Consider the following 18,438-nt stretch of genomic DNA (forward strand, 5'->3'; position numbering starts at 1 on the left):
TGTACACCTCGACCGGTTTTCGCGGGCATGGCCCGCTCCTACAGGGGGGGGCCAGTAACCGTAGGATGGGTTAGCCGCCCAGGCGATGCTCGGCAAGACCGCATTTTCTGCGCGGCATAACCCATCATTGCGGCGTACCTGCTGACGCCCTGTTGGGTTACGCGGCGCCTCGAATCTGTGACTTGCTCGGAAATGCAGCCGCCGCTAACCCAACCTACGACTGTCGCTCTCTGTGGGAGCGGCGGGGACGCCTAGTTATTGGCCGCGAAATCGTCCTTAGCCATTGATCCGCTCCGCATGATGGCAAGCCACCTGGCGCGCATCGAGCAGGCGCAGTTGCGGTAGTTCCACGCTGCAGCGCTCGGTTGCATATGGGCAGCGTTGGTGGAAGGCGCAGCCGCTGGGCAGCGCCAGCGGATTGGGCAGTTCGCCGACGATCTTGATCTTCGGCTTGCTCGGATCCGGGTGGATGGTTGGCGTCGCCGACAGCAGCGCCTGGGTATAGGGGTGCAGCGGGCGGCTGTAGATCAGCTCTTTGGCGCCCATTTCGACCGGGCGGCCGAGGTACATCACCAGCACATCGTCGGCGACATGGCGCACCACCGAGAGGTTGTGCGAGATGAACACGTAGGCGGTGTTGAACTGCTCCTGCAGGTCCATGAACAGGTTGAGCACCTGGGCCTGGATCGACACGTCGAGGGCCGAGGTCGGTTCGTCCGCCACCAGCACCTTGGGATTGAGCATCATCGCCCGGGCCAGGGCCACGCGCTGGCGCTGACCGCCGGAGAACATGTGCGGGTAGCGCTGGTAGTGCTCGGGGCGCAGGCCGACCTGCTGCATCATCGCCTGCACCCGCTCGCGCCGTTCGAGGCTGGAAAGCGGCGTGTTGATCAGCAGCGGTTCGGCCAGTTGGTCGCCGATCTTCTGCCGCGGGTTGAGCGAGGCGTAGGGGTTCTGGAAGACCATCTGCACGTCGCGGCGCAGTTGCTTGCGCTGCGCCTTGCTGGCCCCTGTGACCTCCTGGCCGGCGATCTGCAGCGAGCCGGAGGAGGGTTGCTCGATCAGGGTCAGGGCGCGCGCCAGGGTGGATTTTCCGCAGCCGGATTCGCCGACCACGGCCAGGGTCTTGCCAGCCTGCAGTTCGAAGGACACGCCGTTGAGGGCCTGCACCGTGGCGTGGGGCTTGAACAGGCCGCGGGACACGGCGTAGTGGCGGGTCAGCTCGCGGGCGCTGAGCACGCTGGTGGCGCTCGCTCTGTCAGCCATCATGCGACCTCCTGGTTCAATGGATAGAAGCAGCGCACCGCGCCGCGGACCTGCGGGTCCAGCGTCGGCCGCTGCGCCTGGCAGTTGCTTTGCGCGTAGGGACAGCGCGGCGCGAGCAGGCAACCGTGTGGGCGGTCGAAGCGTCCGGGGACGATGCCGGGCAGGGTGGCCAGGCGCCGGGCGCCCAGGCTGTGTTCGGGAATCGCCTTGAGCAGCGCCTCGGTGTAGGGGTGTGCCGGGGCATCGAACAGGCCGGGCACTACGCCGACTTCGACCGCCTGGCCGGCGTACATCACGCAGACCCGCTGGGCGGTCTCGGCGACCACGGCGAGGTCGTGGGTGATCAGCACCAGGCCCATATCCTGCTCGCGTTGCAGGTCGAGCAGCAGCTCCATGATCTGCGCCTGGATGGTCACATCCAGCGCGGTGGTCGGTTCGTCGGCAATCAGCAGCTTGGGCTCGGCGGCGATCGCCATGGCGATCGCCACGCGCTGGCTCATGCCGCCGGAGAGCTGGTGCGGGTAGGCGTCGAGGCGACTCTCGGCGGCGGGGATCTCGACCCGTTCGAGCAGTTGCAGGGCGCGGCGGCGAGCCGCCTTGGCCGACAGCTGAAGGTGCTGGCGGAGGACTTCCTCGATCTGGAAACCCACGGTGTAGCTGGGGTTGAGGGCGGTCATCGGGTCCTGGAAGATCATCGCCAGGTCCTTGCCGACGATGCGCCGGCGCTGGCGGCCCTTGAGGCGCAGCATGTCGGTGCCGTCGAACTGCAGGTTGTCGGCGCTGACCACGCCGGGTGGGTCGATCAGGCCCATCAGCGCCAGCATGGTCACCGATTTGCCCGAGCCGGACTCGCCGACGATGGCCAGCACCTCGCCCTTGTCGACGCTGAGGTCGAGGCCATCGACTACCGGCACGGCGTTGGCGTCGCCGAAGCGCACGCTGAGGTTCTTGATGTCGAGCAGCTTCATGGGCGGAGCTCCACTAGCGCGTGGTGCGCGCGGCCTGGGCGGCCCCGCGTCACCCTACGGGTTATCGGGGACGCCCCAGTCAGGGTAGGGTGCGCCGTGCGCACCAACGGGTCGTTGTGCATGCGGGGCCTCCTCACACGGCATTCTTCAGTTTCGGGTCGAGCGCATCGCGCAGCCCGTCGCCCATCAGGTTGATTGCCAGCACGCTGAGCAGGATGGTCAGGCCGGGCAGGGTGACCACCCACCAGGCGCGCTCGATGTAGTCGCGCGCCGAGGCCAGCATGGTGCCCCACTCCGGCGTCGGCGGTTGCACGCCGAGGCCGAGGAAGCCCAGGGCGGCGGCGTCGAGGATCGCCGAGGAAAAGCTCAGGGTGGCCTGCACGATCAGCGGCGCCATGCAGTTGGGCAGCACCGTGACCAGCATCAGGCGCGGCAGGCTGGCGCCGGCCAGCCGTGCGGCGGTGACGTAGTCGCGGTTCAGTTCGCCGAGCACCGCGGCGCGGGTCAGGCGCACGTAGGACGGCAGCGAGACGATGGCGATGGCGAAGATGGTGTTGATCAGGCCAGGGCCGAGGATGGCGACGATGGCCACCGCCAGCAGCAAGGACGGCAGCGCCAGCATGATGTCCATCAGGCGCATGATCGAGGGGCCGAGCAGGCGCGGAAAGAAGCCGGCGATGAGGCCGAGCAGGATGCCGGGGAGCAGCGACAGCACGACCGAGGCCAAGCCGATCAGCAGCGACAGGCGCGCGCCGTGAATCAGCCGCGAGAGCAGGTCGCGGCCCAGCTCGTCGGTACCCAGGAGGAACTGCCACTGGCCGCCCTCCAGCCAGGCCGGCGGGGTCAGCATGAACTCGCGGAATTGCTCGCTGGGATCGAACGGCGCCAGCCAGGGGGCGAACAGCGCACAGAACACCAGCAAGACCATGAACAGCATGCCGGCGACCGCGCCCTTGTTATGAGCGAAGGCCTGCCAGAATTCCTTCAGCGGCGAGGGATAGAGCAGGGCTTGGTCGAGCGGAGTGGTGGTCGCGGTCATGGGCGCGCCTCCCCGTTAGGTCGTTCACATATCTCGTGGCTTGCGCCCCGTAGGGTGGATGACGCCTTTTTCATCCACCATGAGTGCCGCGTGGTGGTGGACGGCCACCCGGTGGATGACGTTCTTTTCATCCACCGATGGTGTGATGCGATGGTGGATGGGTGAGGCGTCATCCACCCTACGGGGTGTTGTGCGGGGCTATGCATGGAGATTTCCTCAGCGCTGGTGGCGAATGCGGGGGTTGGCCAGGCCGTAGAGGATGTCCACCACGAAGTTGACCAGGATCACCAGGCAGGCGATCAGCAGGATGCCGTTCTGCACCACCGGGTAGTCGCGGGCGCCGATCGACTCGATCAACCATTTGCCGATGCCCGGCCAGGAGAAGATGGTCTCGGTCAGCACCGCGCCGGCCAGCAGGGCGCCGACCTGCAGGCCGAACACCGTCAGCACCGGGATCAGCGCGTTGCGCAGGCCATGCACGAACACCACCCGCGCCGGCGACAGGCCCTTGGCGCGGGCGGTGCGTACGTAGTCTTCGCGTAGCACTTCGAGCATCGCCGAGCGGGTCATGCGGGCGATCACCGCCAGCGGAATGGTGCCGAGCACGATGGCCGGCAGGATCAGGTGGCGCAGGGCGTCGACGAAGGCGCCTTCCTCCCCGCTGAGCAGGCTGTCGATCAGCATGAAGCCGGTCACCGGCTGGATGTCGTAGAGCAGGTCGATGCGCCCGGACACCGGGGTCCAGCCCAGCCACACCGAGAAGAACATGATCAGCAGCAGACCCCACCAGAAGATCGGCATGGAGTAGCCTGCCAGCGAAATGCCCATCACCCCGTGGTCGAACAGCGAGCCGCGCTTGAGCGCGGCCACCACCCCGGCGATCAGGCCCAGGCTGCCGGCGAACAGCAGGGCGGCGAGGGCCAGCTCGACGGTCGCCGGGAACAGGGTGAGAAATTCGCTCCACACGCTTTCGCGGGTGCGCAGCGACTGGCCGAGGTCGCCCTGGGCCAGTTGGCCGATGTAGTCGAGGTACTGGGCGTACAGCGGCTTGTTCAGGCCCAGGCGCTCCATGGCCTCGGCGTGCATGACCGGGTCGACCCGGCGCTCGCCCATCATCACCTCCACCGGGTCGCCGGGGATCATGCGGATCAGGGCGAAAGTCAGCAGGGTGACGCCGAAAAAGGTGGGGATCAGCAGCCCCAGACGTCTGGCGATAAAAGACAACATGAGTTATAGGCACTCCAACGGTTGGCTCGGTGCACCGGGCTGCGTGGCCCGGCGCTGTTTTTCTGGGCAGACATTCATCAATGACGGCGTAGGAGCGGGCCATGCCCGCGATAGTTGTTCGCGGGCATGGCCCGCTCCTACGGGTCAAATTTCACTTTAGAGAAATTGTTCGAGCCCATGGGGCTGAGGACGAAACCCTGCACGTTCCGGCGCAGGGCGCTGAATTGTTTGGGGTGGGCCAGGGGGATCCAGGGTGCCTGCTCATGGAAGATCGCCAGGGCCTGACGATACAGCGCGGCCCGTTGCGCCTGGTCTGGCACCTGGCGGGCCTGGGCGATCAGGACGTCGAATTCGGCGTGGCACCAGCCGGCCTGGTTCTCGCCGGATTCGGCGGCGGCGCAGGACAGGTTGGGCGTGAGGAAGTTGTCCGGGTCGCCGTTGTCGCCGGCCCAGCCCATGAACACCAGGTCGTGCTCGCCGTTCTTCGCCCGCTTGATCAGCTCGCCCCACTCGAACATGCGGATCTCGGCCTGGATGCCGATGGTGGCGAGATCGGCCTGGAGCATCTGCGCGCCGATACCCGGGTTGGGATTGGTCGGGCCGCCGCCGGGGCGGGTCCAGATCGACAGCTCGAAGCCGTCGGCATGCCCGGCCTCGGCCAGCAACTGCCTGGCCCGCGCGACATCATGGGGCCAGCCGGACAGCTCGGGATCGTGGCCCCAGAGCGTCGGCGGGTAGGGCGCCACGGCCGGGCTGGCGCCACCTGCGCCATATTGTGCGCGGATGTAGGCGCTTTTATCGAAGGCCAGGTTGAGCGCCTGGCGCACGCGCACGTCGTCCAGCGGCGGGTGGCGGGTGTTGATGCCGATATAGGCGACCAGCAGCGAATCCAGCTCCAGCACCTGCAATGCCGGGTCGGCCTTGAGCGCGGGAATATCCACCGGGCGCGGGTACAGGGCGATCTGGCAGTCGCCGGCCTTGAGCCGCTGCTGGCGCACATTGGGCTCGGGGGTAATGGCGAAGATCAGCCGCTCGAGCGCCGGCACGCCGGCCCAGTGGTCCGGGTTGCCGCGAAAACGCACCTGGGCGTCCTTGGCGTAGCGTTCGAAGACGAAGGGTCCGGTGCCGACCGGCAGGCGGTTGAGCTGTTCGCTCTTGCCCTGGGCGAGCAGTTGCCCGGCGTACTCGGCGGAATAGACCGAGGCGAAGCCCATGGCCAGATTGGCCAGGAAGGGCGCCTCGGGGTGCTTGAGGACGAAGCGCACGCGGTGCTCGTCGAGCTTGTCGATGCGTTCGATCAGGTGCGCCATGGCCATGGCTTCGGCATAGGGGAAGCCGCGCACGGACAGCTTGTGCCAGGGGTGCTGCGGGTCGAGTTGGCGCTGAAAGCTCCAGAGCACGTCGTCGGCATTCAGCTCGCGGCTCGGGGCGAACCAGGCGGTGCGGTGGAACTTGACCCCCTGACGCAGCTGCAGGGTGTAACTGAGGCCATCGGCGCTGACCTGCCAGCGCTCGGCCAGCGCGGGGATCAGCTCGGTGCTGCCGGGGGCGAAGCCGATCAGGCGCTCGAAGACGGTTTCCGCCGTGGCATCGGCGGTGGTCGCCGCGGTGTACTGGACGATGTCGAAACCTTCCGGGCTGGCCTCGGTGCACACCACCAGGCTGGCGCCGGCGGCATAAGCCTGGCTGGCCGCGGCAAGGGCGCCACAGAGCAGCAGGCGGAGAAACGGACGCAGGGCATTGGACATCTTCGCTGTTCCCAAACTACGGCGGTGCGAATCAGGCGTGACCGGATAGGCCACGGCTGGCACGAAACCCGGGCCGACGGATAACCGGTCCGGGTGAAGCTAGAGGGAGATTACTCGACGCTTACCCCGTAGAAGGCGTTGAGCGCGAAGGGACTGATCTTGAAGTCCTTTACGCTCTTGCGCATCGGTTGATACACCGTGGAGTGGGCGATCGGGGTGATCGGCACTTCGCGCTTGAGAATCACCTGGGCCTGCTGGTACAGCTTGGTGCGCTCGGCCACGTCGGTGGTGCGCTTGGCCGCCTTGATCAGCTTGTCGTACTCGGCATCGCACCACTTGGAGAAGTTGTTGCCGTCCACCGCATCGCAGCCGTACAGGGTGCCCAGCCAGTTGTCCGGGTCGCCGTTGTCGCCGCTCCAGCCGATCAGCATGGCGTCGTGTTCGCCGGCCTTGGAGCGCTTGAGGTACTCGCCCCATTCGTAGCTGACGATCTTCACCTTGAGGCCGATCTTGCCCCAGTCGGATTGCAGCATCTCGGCCATCAGCTTGGCGTTGGGGTTGTACGGGCGCTGCACCGGCATGGCCCACAGGGTGATCTCGGTGCCCTCGGCGACGCCGGCGGCCTTGAGCAGCTGCCTGGCTTTCTCCGGGTCGTAGGCGGCGTCCTTGATGCTGTCGTTATACGACCATTGGGTCGGCGGCATGCCGTTGACCGCCAGCTGGCCGGCGCTCTGGTAGACCGCGTCGATGATCGCCTGCTTGTTCACCGCCATGTCCAGGGCCTGGCGCACGGCGAGCTGGTCGAACGGCTTGTGCCTGACGTTGTAGGCGATATAGCCATCGTTGAACCCGGGCTGCGACGGCATCTGGATATTCGGGTCCTTGGCCAGCGCATCGAGATCGGCCGGCCGCGGGTTGAGGGTGACGTGGCATTCGCCGGCCCTGAGCTTCTGCATGCGCACCGAGGCATCGGTGTTGATGGCGAAGATCAGGTTGTCGATCTTGACCTCGTCCGGGTTCCAGTAGTCCGGGTTGCCCTTGAAGCGGATCTGCGAGTCTTTCTGGTAGCGGCTGAACACGAAGGGGCCGGTGCCAATCGGCTTCTGGTTGATCTCGGCGGGCTTGCCGGCTTCGAGCAACTGCCCGGCATATTCGGCCGAGTGGATCGAGGCGAAGCTCATCGCCAGGTTCTGGATAAAGGCGGCGTCCACCTCGTTGAGGGTAAACCTGACGGTCAGCTCGTCGAGCTTCTCGAGCTTGGCGATATTGGCGTCCATGCCCATGTCGGTGAAGTAGGGGAATTCGCTGGGGTAGGCCTTGCGGAACGCATGGTCCTTGTCGAGCATGCGCTGGAAGGTGAACAGCACGTCGTCGGCGTTGAAGGTGCGGCTCGGCTTGAAGTAGTCGGTGGTGTGGAACTTGACCCCGGGGCGCAGGTGAAAGGTGTAGCTCAGACCGTCTGCGGCGATGTCCCATTTTTCCGCGAGGCCTGGGATGACCGCGGTGCCGCCGCGCTCGAACTGGGTCAGGCGGTTGAACACGGTTTCCGCGGCGGCATCGAAGTCGGTGCCGGTGGTGTACAGCCCCGGGTCGAACCCGGCCGGGCTGCCTTCGGAACAGAACACCAGGTTGCTCGCGGCCTGGGCCAGCGGGGTGCCGGCGAGCAGCCCGGCAACGACAAAAGCCTGGATGAAGGCATTTTTACGCATAGTGACCTCATTGATTATTGTGGTTATTCGCGTGAGGGGCCTCTTGTGGAGACCTCGGATGAAGCTATGCACGGCATGTGCCGCAGGCAAGGGGTATGACCCATTCAGCGTAGCAACTGCGGGCGAGTTGTACGTGGCTGTCGCATTTAAGCAATTTTCGTGGATAAAGCTGGCAATACGCCGCTACCTGGCGACAACGGCGCTGCCTGCTTTCAGGGCATCTGCACTTCGATCACGCCATCGGCATTGATCGTCACTTGGCTGGTGCCGGCTTCGATGTCCGGCGTCACCGCGGCATCCATCATTTCCGCGCCTTTCATCGCGCTCATGCGCAGCGGCATCGGTGGCTGAAAGCCGCCGCTGTTCAGGCTCAGGCTGACCAGTTTGTAAGCGCTGCCGCCCAGGGCGTCGGTGGCCAGTTGCGCGCGGGCCTTGAACGCGGCGACGGCCTCCTTGAGCAGGGCGTCTTCGTGGGTCTTGCGCGTGGCGTCGGCAATGCTGAAGTTCATCCCGCCCATCTTCAGCTGTTGCAGCATCTCGCCGGTGAGCTTGGACAGGGCGCTGAAGTCGGCGCTTTGCAGGCGCAGTTCGGCACGCTCGCGCCAGGCGGTGATCCGCTGACCTTTGTCATCGTAGACCGGGTAGCTGTTACGGCTGCCCATGGCCACGCTGACGCCCTTGACCTGGCGCGCCTGGGCAATGCTGGCGTTGAGGGTCTTGCTGATCTGCGCGGCGAGGGCGGCCGGGTCGCTGTCTTGCGCCTCGCTGTAGAGGGTGACGTGCATCAGGTCGTGGGCGATTTCCTGATTGACCTCGGCGCGCAGGGAGATCTGGTTGTAGCGGGCCTGTTCGGCATGGGCCGCGAGGCTGAGCAGGCCAGCGGCGCTGATGACCAGGGCACTGGCAAGACGGGACAATGGCTGCATGACGATTCCTTGTGAGCAATGTGGATACAGAGAGTTAGGCGTGTTGCTAAGGGTAGACGTAGCGCTTCGCCTGTTCGGGTTAAATTAAATCCGGCTCTTTGCCGTGTCTGGCTGCTGTGCAGGTTCGCGAGTCCCGTTCGCAGTGGTTGCGCTCTTGCGTGGGCGGAGGCTGATCGCCTCCTGCCCGCCCTGCGCTGCTGCCATGGCTGCGGCCAGTTGTCGCAGCGGGCCGGGCGGAGCCTTGGTTATACTCGCCGGGCTCGGTCCCCGAGCCTTTTTTGGAGAGCCCATGCTCGCACCCGTGCAGTTGCTGTCGGCCAGCCGGCAAAACCTCTGGCGCCTGACCCTGATCCGTATCCTGGTGCTGGCCGCCCAGGCTGGCTCGGTGGGCCTGGCCTACAATTCCGGGTTGCTGCCGTTGCCCTGGCAGGAACTGAGCATCACCCTCGGTGTTTCGCTGCTGCTGTGCCTGCTGACCGCCTTGCGCCTGCGCGGACCCTGGCCGGTCACCGAGGTGGAGTACGCGGTACAGCTCGGCTGCGACCTGATTATCCACAGCGTGCTGCTGTATTACTCGGGTGGCTCGACCAACCCCTTCGTCTCCTATTACCTGGTGCCGCTGACCATCGCCGCGGCGACCCTGCCCTGGATGTTCACCATTACCTTGTCGGGGCTGGCGCTGGCCGGCTACACCCTGCTGCTGGTGTGGTCGCACCCGCTGGACTTGCCGCCAGGCCCGCGCGAGAGCCTGTTGATCTACGGCATGTGGCTGAGTTTCGCCCTGGCCGCGGGGCTGATCACCTTCTTCGTCGCCAAGATGGCCGAGGAGCTGCGCGATCAGGAAGAACTGCGCGCCGAACGCCGCGAGGAAGGCCTGCGCGACCAGCAGTTGCTGGCGGTCGCCACCCAGGCCGCCGGTGCCGCCCATGAGCTGGGTACGCCGCTGGCGACCATGAGCGTGCTGATCAAGGAACTGCGCCGCGAACATCAGGATCCGCTGTTGCAGGAAGACCTGGCGGTACTGCAGGAGCAGGTCAAGCTGTGCAAGGAAACCCTGCAACAGCTGGTGCGCGCCGCCGAGGCGGACCGGCGCCAGGCGGTGATCGAGCAGTCGTCGGTCGAGTGGCTGGAAACCACCCTCAATCGCTGGCACCTGATGCGCCCCGAGGCCAGCTATCGCTATCAGTGCCTGGGGCTGGGCACGCCGCCGCGCATCATGCCGCCGGCGGACCTGACCCAGGCGCTGCTCAACCTGCTGAACAACGCCGCCGACGCCTGCCCGGACAAGCTGGACATTCGCCTCGATTGGGATCACCAGTGGCTGCGTCTGAGCATTCGCGACTTCGGCGCCGGCGTGCCGCTGGCCATCGCCGAACAGCTCGGTCGACCGTTTTTCACCACCAAGGGCAAGGGCTTCGGCCTGGGACTGTTCCTCAGCCAGGCCAGCGTCACCCGTGCCGGCGGCACGGTAAAGCTGTATAACCACGAAGAAGGCGGCACGCTCACCGAGCTCAAGTTGCCGCGCGCCTATGGCAGAGCCTGAGGAAGCATTGAGTATGAGTGACGAAGTCCTATTCGAAGGCGAAGAGCAGCCCCATCTGCTGCTGGTCGATGACGACCCGACCTTCACCCGGGTGATGGCGCGGGCCATGAGCCGGCGCGGTCTGCGCGTGTCCACCGCCGGCTCGGCCGAGGAAGGCCTGGCCCTGGCCGAGCAGGATCTGCCGGATTACGCGGTGCTCGATCTGAAGATGGAAGGCGACTCCGGCCTGGTGCTGCTGCCCAAGCTGCTGGAGCTGGATGCGGAGATGCGCGTGGTGATCCTCACCGGCTATTCGAGCATCGCCACCGCGGTGGAGGCGATCAAGCGCGGCGCCTGCAACTACCTGTGCAAGCCGGCCGATGCCGACGATGTGCTGGCCGCGCTGCTGACCCAGCACGCCGACCTGGACACCCTGGTGCCGGAAAACCCGATGTCGGTGGACCGCCTGCAGTGGGAGCATATCCAGCGCGTGCTCAGCGAGCACGAAGGCAATATCTCCGCCACCGCCCGCGCCCTCGGCATGCATAGACGCACCCTGCAGCGCAAATTGCAGAAGCGTCCGGTCAAGCGCTGAGAGGCGGTGAGAAAACTCCCGCCTACCGCGGGAGTCTGCAAGCGCCCTACGCGCCGACCAATGACTTCAAGCAAGCGGCGATCCGTAGGGTGTATATCACTCGCCGCAGGCAGCGCCCCATTGGTTACTCGGCGCGGCACGCCTGGCGACGAGCTCGCAACGGCGCTCGATATTTTCACAACCGCTGAGGTCAGGTCTGCCCCACGCTGAGCCCGGATTCATGCCGAGGTAGATACTGTTAGGTTGTCGTACCTCTTCTGTTGTTATGATTAGCCCCCTAAGTAAACCGTCTGCCCAGGGCCGCCATGTTCGCCGTCGTCCAGCAAACCCTCGCCATCACCGCGCCGGTCTTCGCGATGCTGTTTCTCGGCGTGGGGCTCAAGCGCCTGGGCTGGATCGATGATGCCTTTATCAATACCGCGTCGTCGCTGGTGTTTCGCGGCACCATGCCGGCTCTGCTGTTTCTCGGCATCGTCAAGGCGGACCTGAGCACGGCCCTGCAGCCGGCGCTGCTCGGCTATTTCGTGCTGGCGACCCTGGCGTGTTTCCTGATCGCCTGGGGCTGGGCCATCTGGCGTTGTCCGCAGGTGGATCGCGGGATCTACACCCAGGGCGCGTTTCGCGGCAATAACGGCATCGTCGGTCTGGCGCTGGCCACCAGTCTGTATGGCGACTACGGCTTGTCGGTCGGCGCGGTGCTGGGCGGGGTGGTGATCCTTTGCTACAACACCCTCTCGGCCATCGTCCTGGCGATCTACAGTCCGCACGTCAAGTCCGGTCCCTGGGCCATCGGCAAGAGCATCCTGAGCAATCCGCTGATCATCGGCGTGCTGGCGGCCATGCCGATCGCCTATTGGCGACTGCCGCTACCGGGTTGGCTGATGATCTCGACCCAGTACTTCGCGCAGATGACCCTGCCGCTGGCGTTGATCTGCATCGGCGGTACCCTGAGCCTGGCGTCGTTGCGCAAGAGCAGCGGCATTGCCGTCAGTGCCAGCCTGATGAAGATGGTCTGGCTGCCCTTGCTGGCAACCCTGGGCGCCTGGCTGTGGGGCTTCCGTGACGCGGATCTGGCGATCCTCTTCCTCTATTTCGCCAGCCCCACGGCTGCCGCCAGCTTCGTCATGGCGCGGGCGGTGAATGGCAACCATCAGTTGGCGGCGGCGATCATCGTGATCACCACCCTGGCGGCGGTGCTGACCACCAATATCGGCTTGCTGCTGTTGCAGTGGGCCGATTGGATCTAGCTGTGATACTCATCGGCAGCCCAGATCACCGGTCAATCAGCGGCGTAGCCCAATGATAAGGGGCAGCACAATCCGGGAGTCCCGCCCGGTGAGGCTTGCTCAGCGCGATCGACTTTTCCATGGATATTGACAAACAGCCGGACCCGAAAGGGATTTGCTCAATCTGAGGGGGGCTTTTTTGCAATTCATTTACGGCAAGTCGTCCTGATTAACGCACTACAACAGGCTCCCCACTCCATGGCGTCACCGGACCTGCGGATTTGTCCTGGTAGGCTGTGGGCAATTCTTCCGTCATGTCCCACACCGCACCAAGGCGACCAAACCCCACACAAAAGGCAACCCACACACCCAGCTCCACCAGCTGTTGTTCCGTGAAATGCTGGCGCAAATCATCGAACATGGCGTCATTGATGGATAGATGGTCAGTGGCAAAACGATCCCCGTAGGCCAGGGCAGCTTTTTCTGCTGCCGTGAGATCTGGGGCTTCCATAGGTTTTTCCAGGGAACACACCAACTCTTCGCTGACTCCGGCATCCACCGCCTCCTGGTAGCGGATGGCCATGCAGCTGCGGCACTGGTTGTGGAAGGCAATACGTAAACGCACCAGCTCAACCAGCCGTGGCGACAGGGACATATCGGCTTTGATACCGGAACCAAGGGCGACAATGCCTTTGGCGATCGCCGGGCGATGGGCAAACATCCGCATAAGCCCCAGCTCCAGTTCTGTTGCTTCATCGGCATGGAACTGGCGGCGCAGATCTGCGTCCCAATCGGCAGGCTCAATCTTGCTGATTCGACTCATGGCTTCCGACTCTCTGTTATTGATTTGTAATGCAGATTGGCCTGGCGCCACTCACTTCAGGCAGGTCATGCCGGATAAATTTAAAACATCCTATAATGTTTTTATTTTTCCGTCCAGCCTCAAAACTTCAAATTGAGGACGAGAGGACGGTTCCTGGGGCCTAACAGCCCATACGTTGTTTATGCCAGGCGCGTCCGGCGATCACCACCAGGGTCACCGCCGTCAGCGGCAGCACATAACCGAGCATGGCGTCGCCGAAGGTCTGGGCGAACGGTCGGCCGGTGGCGAACAGCACCAGGTAGAGGGTGTAGGCCAGGTAGTAGGCGAGGAACAGCAGGCCTTCCCAGCGATTGATGCGGTAGCCGGCAAAGAAGATCGGCAGGCAGGCCACGGCCACGGCGATCATCACCGGGAAGTCGAAGGCCAGGGCGTTCGGCGATACCGAGACCGGCAGCGGCGACACCAGCGAGGCCAGGCCGAGTACGCAGAGCAGGTTGAAGATGTTGCTGCCGACGATATTGCCCACGGCGATATCCCGTTCGCCGCGGATCGCGGCGAGAATCGAGGTCGCCAGCTCCGGCAGCGAAGTGCCGATAGCCACCACGGTCAGGCCGATGATCAGTTCGGACAGGCCGAGGGCGCGGGCCAGGCTGACGGCGCCTTCGACCAGGAAGTTGGAGCCGCTCACCAACAAGATCAGGCCGGCGACGATCAGGGCCAGGTTGATCAGCCAGGCATAGGGCTTGGGCGCTTGGTGCAGGCCGAACTCCTTGGCAAACTCATCATCCTCGGCGCTGCTCTTGTCCCTCAGGCTGCTGATGATCAGAAAACCGGTGTAGGCCACCACGCCGGCGAACAGCAGGGCTCCATCGAGTCTGCTCAGGCCGCCGTCCCAGGCCAGGGCGTACACCACCAGGCTGGCGCCGATCATGATCGGCACATCGAGGCGGATCAGTTGGCGCGAGACGATCAGCGGCGCAATCAGGGCGGTCATGCCGAGGATCAGCAGGACGTTGGCGATATTGCTGCCGACCACGTTGCCGATGGCCAGGTCGCCGCTGCCGTTCATTGCGGCCTGTACGCTGACTGCGGTTTCCGGCGCACTGGTGCCGAAGGCCACCACGGTCAGGCCGATTACCAGGGGCGGAATACCGAATTGCGCCGCCAGTTTGGCGGCGCCGCGCACCAGCACCTCGGCGCCGGCCACCAGCAATACCAGGCCGGCAATCAGGTAGACGAAGGTCATCGGGGTCATTGCAAGGGGCTCCAGAAAAGTGCGGCTAGTTTAATCATCCGCGGGCGCCGCGCCAGAGGGGCGCGCGCCTGTATTTGCCGGGGGTTGCCCAGGCCGGCGTTGATGTCGTGAAAATATCGAGCGCCGCCGTGGGCGAGAGTTTTTCCACAACCGCTCAGTCAGCCAGTTGCTCGACGCGCACCGGCACCACACCGGCGCGGAGCATGTCGAGGCGCTCGGCAGCCTGCTGCGACAGGTCGATAATCCGTCCCCTGGCATAGGGGCCACGGTCGTTGATACGCACCACCACGCTTTTCTCGTTGCGCAGGTTGGTCACCAATACGCGGCTGCCGAAGGGCAGGCTGCGGTGGGCGGCGGTGAGGGCATGCTGGTCGAAACGCTCGCCGCTGGCGGTTTTCCTGCCATGGTGGCGAGCCCCGTAATACGAGGCCTTGCCTTCGGCGCGGTATCCCTGGCGGTCGATGCCCTGGCTGGCGCAGCCGGCGAGCAGGGCGAACAGGGTGGCGAGGATCAGGCCATTGCGGATCGGCGTGCGGGGGCGGCGCCCGGATGCACTCCGCGGGCTTGCTGGTTCCCGGATTGCATCCGGGCTACGAGTCGGCATAGATCCACTTCTCCACGCAGAAAAACGCCGGGCAAGCCCGGCGTCGATGGGGGCAGGTTGTCACCCTTCGAGTTTGTTCTTCAGCAGTTGGTTCACCTGGCCGGGGTTGGCCTTGCCTTTGGAGGCCTTCATCGCCTGGCCGACGAAGAAGCCGAACATCTTGCCGCGCTTGGCTTCGTCGCTGGCGCGGTACTGTTCGACCTGCTCGGCGTTGGCCGCCAGCACCTCGTCGAGCATCGACTCGATGGCGCTGGAGTCGGTGACCTGCTTGAGGCCCTTGTTCTCGATCACCTCGTCAGCCGTCGCACCCTCGCCGGCGGCCAGGGCCTCGAACACCATCTTGGCGAGCTTGCCGCTGATGGTGTTGTCCTTGATGCGCAGGATCATGCCGCCCAGCTGCTCGGCGGAAACCGGCGACTGCTCGATCGAAAGGTTTCCGCTGTTGAGCAGGCTGGACAGTTCGCCCATGACCCAGTTGGCGGCCAGCTTGGCGTCGCCACACACCGCATTGACCGCCTCGAAGTAGTTGGCCAGCTCGCGGCTGGCGGCCAGCACGTCGGCGTCGTAGGCGGACAGGCCGAACTGCGCCTGGAAGCGCGCGCGCTTCTGCACCGGCAGCTCCGGCAGGCTGGCGCGGATATCCTCGAGGAAGCTCTGTTCGATCACCACCGGCAACAGGTCGGGGCAGGGGAAGTAACGGTAGTCGTTGGCTTCCTCCTTGCTGCGCATGGAGCGGGTTTCGTCCTTGTTCGGATCGTACAGGCGGGTTTCCTGGACGATCTTGCCGCCGTCTTCGATCAGCTCGATCTGCCGTTGCACTTCATGGTTGATCGCCTTCTCGATAAAGCGGAACGAGTTGACGTTCTTGATCTCGGCGCGGGTGCCGTACTCGGCCTGGCCGACCGGTCGCACCGAGACGTTGCAGTCGCAGCGCAGCGAGCCTTCGGCCATGTTGCCGTCGCAGATGCCGAGGTAGCGCACCAGCGCGTGGATGGCCTTGACGTAGGCCACCGCTTCCTTGGCCGAGCGGATGTCCGGCTCGGAAACGATCTCCAGCAGCGGGGTGCCGGCGCGGTTGAGGTCGATCCCGCTCATGCCGTGGAAGTCTTCGTGCAGGCTCTTGCCGGCGTCTTCTTCGAGGTGCGCGCGTGTGATCCCGATGCGCTTTTGCGTGCCGTCTTCCAGGGTGATGTCGAGGAAGCCCTTGCCGACGATGGGGTGATCCATCTGGCTGGTCTGGTAGCCCTTGGGCAGGTCCGGGTAGAAGTAGTTCTTACGGGCAAAGACGTTCTGTGGCGCGATGTGCGCGTCGATGGCCAGGCCGAACTTGCAGGCCATGCGCACCGCTTCGGCGTTGAGCACCGGCAGGGTGCCGGGCATGCCCAGGTCGACCAGGCTGGCCTGGGTGTTGGGCTCGGCGCCGAAGGCGATGGCACTGGCGGAGAAAATCTTCGATTGGGTGCTGAGCTGAGCGTGAATTTCCAGCCCGATTACGGTTTCCCATTGCATATCAGTGCTCCTCAGAATCCGCTCAGGACTTGTTGATGCCAGTCAGTGACCTGCTGGCACTGAGCTGGGCGTGAATTTCCAGGCAGATCACGAGTCACGGTTTCCCATTGCATGTCGGTCGTCCTCAGAATCCAGCCGGAGCTTGTGTGTGCCAGTCAGTGACCTGTTGGTACTGGTGGGCGACGTTGAGCAAGCGGCCTTCCTGGAAGTAAGGGGCGAGCAGTTGCACGCCCACCGGCAAGCCGTCGACGAAGCCGGCGGGCATCGACAGGCCGGGGATGCCGGCCAGGTTGGCGGTGATGGTGTAGATGTCTTCCAGGTAGGCGGCGACCGGGTCGTTGTTCTTCTCGCCGAGCTTCCAGGCCAGGTTCGGCGTGGTCGGGCCGAGAATCACGTCGACCTCGTTGAAGGCGGACACGAAGTCGTTCTTGATCAGCCGGCGGATCTTCTGCGCCTTCAGGTAATAGGCATCGTAGTAGCCGGCCGACAGGGCGTAGGTGCCGATCATGATCCGGCGCTTGACCTCGGCACCGAAGCCCTCGCCGCGCGAGCGCTTGTACAGGTCTTCGAGGTTGACCGGGTTTTCGCAGCGGTAACCGAAGCGTACGCCATCGAAGCGCGACAGGTTGGAGCTGGCTTCGGCCGGGGCGATCACGTAATAGGCTGGAATTGCATGCTGCATGGTTGGCAGACTGATGTCCTTGACGCTGGCGCCGAGTTTTTTCAGTTCCTCGACCACCGCCAACACCTTCTCGCCGATGCGTGCATCGAGGCCGGCACTGAAGTACTCCCTGGGCAGGCCGATGCGCAGGCCATGCAGCGGTTTGTTCAAGGCCGCCAGGTAGTCGTCGACCGGCTGGTCGACGCTGGTGGAATCTTTCGGGTCGAAACCGGCCATGGCCTGCAGCATCAGGGCGCAGTCTTCGGCCGTGCGCGCCAAGGGGCCGCCCTGGTCGAGGCTGGAGGCGTAGGCGATCATGCCCCAGCGGGAGACGCGGCCGTAGGTCGGTTTGATCCCGGTGAGGTTGGTCAGCGCCGCCGGCTGGCGGATCGAGCCGCCGGTGTCGGTGCCGGTGGCAGCCGGCAGCAGGCGCGCGGCGATCGCCGCCGCCGAGCCGCCCGAGGAGCCGCCGGGTACGCGGGTCAGGTCCCAGGGGTTGTGCACCGGGCCATAGTGGCTGGATTCGTTGGCCGAGCCCATGGCGAACTCGTCCATGTTCAGCTTGCCCAGGGTCACGCTGCCGGCCGCGGCGAGTTTCTCCACCACGGTGGCGTTGTAGGGCGCCTTGAAGCCCTGGAGGATTTTCGAGCCGCAGCTGGTCAGCACATCCTTGGTGCAGAACAGGTCCTTGTGGCCGATTGGCGCACCGAGCAGGGCGCCGGTTTCGCCAGCGGCGCGGCGGACGTCGGCGGCCTTGGCCTGCTGCAGGGCCAGCTCGTCGGTCACGCTGATGAAGCTGTTGAGCTGCGGGTCGTGTTGCGCGATGCGTTGCAGCAGGCCGCGGGTCAGTTCCTCGGCGGAAAATTGTTTGGCGGCCAGGGCGCGGGCGATTTCAGCCAGGGTCAGTCGATGCATCACTCAATCACCTTGGGAACCAGATACAGGCCGTTCTCCACGGCCGGGGCGATCGCCTGGTAGGCGTCGCGGTGGTTTTCTTCGGTCACCACGTCGGCGCGCAGGCGCTGGGTCGCTTCCAGGGGGTGGGCCAGTGGCTCGATACCCGTGGTGTCGACCGCCTGCATCTGATCGATCAGGCCGAGAATGTTGTTGAGGGTCTCGGTGGTACGTGGAATTTCGCTTTCATTCAGGCCCAATCGGGCCAGATGGGCGATTTTTTCCACCTCGGAGCGTTCAAGCGCCATTGAGGTTCTCCAGTAGAGGGCAGCCAATAGAAATGTGCGCGGGTCGCCATGTCTGAGCTGTGCAGGGAACGGATTCTGTGAGCGGGTGGTCAAAGGCCGCGATGATGGGTCGTATAGCCCCGAAAAACAGACAATCTAACATATTGCCGCCTTGCTCA

General features: G+C 64.7%; 16 protein-coding genes. 3 read left to right on the top strand and 13 right to left on the bottom strand.

Features of this window, described 5'->3' with window-relative positions:
• Positions 1–276 precede the first annotated feature (276 nt).
• The 7 genes from G9C89_RS02250 to G9C89_RS02280 form a co-directional block, all read right to left on the bottom strand.
• Positions 277–1,266, bottom strand: coding sequence for a peptide ABC transporter ATP-binding protein (locus tag G9C89_RS02250; RefSeq protein ID WP_172143972.1), 990 nt, complete (start codon positions 1,264–1,266; stop codon positions 277–279).
• Positions 1,266–2,234, bottom strand: coding sequence for an ABC transporter ATP-binding protein (locus G9C89_RS02255; RefSeq protein WP_172143974.1), 969 nt, complete (start codon positions 2,232–2,234; stop codon positions 1,266–1,268). Before G9C89_RS02255 ends, G9C89_RS02250 begins: the two co-directional genes overlap by 1 nt.
• Positions 2,235–2,367: 133 nt before the next feature.
• Positions 2,368–3,273, bottom strand: coding sequence for an ABC transporter permease subunit (locus G9C89_RS02260; protein WP_172143976.1), 906 nt, complete (start codon positions 3,271–3,273; stop codon positions 2,368–2,370).
• Positions 3,274–3,489: 216 nt separating this feature from the next.
• Entirely contained in the window at positions 3,490–4,500 is a 1,011-nt protein-coding gene (locus G9C89_RS02265) for an ABC transporter permease subunit (RefSeq protein WP_172143978.1), read from the bottom strand.
• Between the two features lie 137 nt (positions 4,501–4,637).
• Positions 4,638–6,248, bottom strand: a complete 1,611-nt coding sequence (locus tag G9C89_RS02270; RefSeq protein WP_172143980.1) for an ABC transporter substrate-binding protein — start codon at positions 6,246–6,248, stop codon at positions 4,638–4,640.
• 110 nt (positions 6,249–6,358) lie between these two features.
• On the bottom strand, positions 6,359–7,957 hold the full coding sequence (locus G9C89_RS02275; RefSeq protein ID WP_172143982.1) for an ABC transporter substrate-binding protein: 1,599 nt from the start codon (positions 7,955–7,957) through the stop codon (positions 6,359–6,361).
• 212 nt (positions 7,958–8,169) lie between these two features.
• Entirely contained in the window at positions 8,170–8,883 is a 714-nt protein-coding gene (locus G9C89_RS02280; RefSeq protein ID WP_172143992.1) for an SIMPL domain-containing protein, read from the bottom strand.
• Positions 8,884–9,172: 289 nt separating this feature from the next.
• Between G9C89_RS02280 and G9C89_RS02285 the strand changes: the two genes are divergently transcribed.
• From G9C89_RS02285 to G9C89_RS02295, 3 genes are all read left to right on the top strand, one after another.
• Positions 9,173–10,426 (top strand): ATP-binding protein, encoded by a 1,254-nt coding sequence (locus G9C89_RS02285; protein ID WP_172143994.1) that lies wholly within the window; start codon positions 9,173–9,175, stop codon positions 10,424–10,426.
• A 13-nt stretch (positions 10,427–10,439) separates the two neighbouring features.
• Positions 10,440–11,000, top strand: coding sequence for a response regulator transcription factor (locus G9C89_RS02290; RefSeq protein ID WP_172143996.1), 561 nt, complete (start codon positions 10,440–10,442; stop codon positions 10,998–11,000).
• A 305-nt stretch (positions 11,001–11,305) separates the two neighbouring features.
• On the top strand, positions 11,306–12,247 hold the full coding sequence (locus G9C89_RS02295; RefSeq protein ID WP_172143998.1) for an AEC family transporter: 942 nt from the start codon (positions 11,306–11,308) through the stop codon (positions 12,245–12,247).
• Positions 12,248–12,455: 208 nt separating this feature from the next.
• On the opposite strand, the gene G9C89_RS02300 is transcribed toward G9C89_RS02295, so the two are convergent.
• The 6 genes from G9C89_RS02300 to gatC form a co-directional block, all read right to left on the bottom strand.
• Positions 12,456–13,049 (bottom strand): carboxymuconolactone decarboxylase family protein, encoded by a 594-nt coding sequence (locus tag G9C89_RS02300; RefSeq protein ID WP_172144000.1) that lies wholly within the window; start codon positions 13,047–13,049, stop codon positions 12,456–12,458.
• Between the two features lie 160 nt (positions 13,050–13,209).
• Positions 13,210–14,304 (bottom strand): calcium/sodium antiporter, encoded by a 1,095-nt coding sequence (locus G9C89_RS02305; protein WP_172144011.1) that lies wholly within the window; start codon positions 14,302–14,304, stop codon positions 13,210–13,212.
• 154 nt (positions 14,305–14,458) lie between these two features.
• Positions 14,459–14,908 (bottom strand): septal ring lytic transglycosylase RlpA family protein, encoded by a 450-nt coding sequence (locus G9C89_RS02310; RefSeq protein WP_172144013.1) that lies wholly within the window; start codon positions 14,906–14,908, stop codon positions 14,459–14,461.
• 60 nt (positions 14,909–14,968) lie between these two features.
• Positions 14,969–16,432: an Asp-tRNA(Asn)/Glu-tRNA(Gln) amidotransferase subunit GatB gene (gene gatB / locus G9C89_RS02315; protein WP_256674101.1), complete on the bottom strand. Its 1,464-nt coding sequence runs from the start codon at positions 16,430–16,432 to the stop codon at positions 14,969–14,971.
• A gap of 109 nt (positions 16,433–16,541) precedes the next feature.
• Positions 16,542–17,996, bottom strand: a complete 1,455-nt coding sequence (gene gatA / locus G9C89_RS02320) for an Asp-tRNA(Asn)/Glu-tRNA(Gln) amidotransferase subunit GatA (RefSeq protein WP_172144017.1) — start codon at positions 17,994–17,996, stop codon at positions 16,542–16,544.
• Positions 17,993–18,280: an Asp-tRNA(Asn)/Glu-tRNA(Gln) amidotransferase subunit GatC gene (gene gatC / locus G9C89_RS02325; RefSeq protein WP_172144020.1), complete on the bottom strand. Its 288-nt coding sequence runs from the start codon at positions 18,278–18,280 to the stop codon at positions 17,993–17,995. The genes gatA and gatC overlap by 4 nt, the downstream gene beginning before the upstream one ends.
• Positions 18,281–18,438 lie beyond the last annotated feature (158 nt).

Source organism: Pseudomonas tumuqii, assembly GCF_013184545.1.
GTDB lineage: Bacteria > Pseudomonadota > Gammaproteobacteria > Pseudomonadales > Pseudomonadaceae > Aquipseudomonas > Aquipseudomonas tumuqii.